We start from the raw sequence: 1,250 nt of genomic DNA on the forward strand, positions 1-1,250 counted from the left end.
TTGAGTGAATCCTTGAGTACAAGTTCCTCCTTAAGTGAAAGCTTAAGTACATCAAGCAGCTTGAGTGAATCCTTGAGTACAAGTTCCTCCTTAAGTGAAAGCTTAAGTACATCAAGTTCCTTAAGTGAATCCTTGAGTACAAGTTCATCCTTAAGTGAAAGCCTAAGCACATCAAGTTCGTTGAGTGAATCCTTGAGTACAAGTTCATCCTTAAGTGAAAGTCTAAGTACATCAAGCAGCTTGAGCGAATCCTTGAGCACAAGTTCCTCCTTAAGTGAAAGCTTAAGCACATCAAGTTCATTGAGTGAATCCTTGAGTACAAGTTCATCCTTAAGTGAAAGCTTAAGTACATCAAGTTCGTTGAGCGAATCCTTGAGTACAAGTTCCTCACTAAGTGAAAGCTTAAGTACATCAAGTTCGTTGAGCGAATCCTTGAGTACAAGTTCATCCTTGAGTGAAAGCTTAAGTACATCAAGCAGCTTGAGTGAATCCTTGAGTACAAGTTCATCCTTAAGCGAAAGCTTAAGCACATCAAGTTCATTGAGTGAATCCTTGAGTACAAGTTCATCCTTAAGTGAAAGCTTAAGTACATCAAGTTCGTTGAGCGAATCCTTGAGTACAAGTTCATCCTTGAGTGAAAGCTTAAGCACATCAAGTTCGTTGAGCGAATCCTTGAGTACAAGTTCATCCTTGAGTGAAAGCTTAAGTACATCAAGCAGCTTGAGCGAATCCTTGAGTACAAGTTCCTCCTTAAGTGAAAGCTTAAGTACATCAAGTTCATTGAGTGAGTCCTTGAGTACAAGTTCATCACTAAGTGAAAGCTTAAGTACATCAAGCAGCTTGAGTGAATCCTTGAGCACAAGCTCATCCTTAAGCGAAAGCCTAAGTACATCAAGTTCATTGAGTGAGTCCTTGAGTACAAGTTCATCACTAAGTGAAAGCTTAAGTACATCAAGTTCATTGAGTGAGTCCTTGAGCACAAGTTCATCCTTGAGTGAAAGCTTAAGCACATCAAGCAGCTTGAGTGAATCCTTGAGTACAAGTTCCTCCTTGAGTGAAAGCTTAAGTACATCAAGCAGCTTGAGCGAATCCTTGAGTACAAGTTCATCCTTAAGTGAAAGCCTAAGTACATCAAGTTCGTTGAGTGAATCCTTGAGCACAAGCTCATCCTTGAGTGAAAGCTTAAGCACATCAAGTTCGTTGAGTGAATCCTTGAGTACAAGTTCCTCCTTAAGTGAAAGCTTAAGTAC

1 protein-coding gene is annotated in these 1,250 nt (G+C 39.9%); it reads right to left on the bottom strand.

All coding sequences use genetic code 11. From position 1 onward, the window contains the following. A partial coding sequence (locus OZJ21_RS08680; RefSeq protein WP_268857691.1) for a hypothetical protein occupies positions 1-1,250 on the bottom strand: 1,250 nt, incomplete at both ends.

The sequence above is a fragment of the Ligilactobacillus sp. UO.C109 genome (assembly GCF_026847815.1).
Taxonomy (GTDB): Bacteria; Bacillota; Bacilli; order Lactobacillales; family Lactobacillaceae; genus Ligilactobacillus; species Ligilactobacillus salivarius.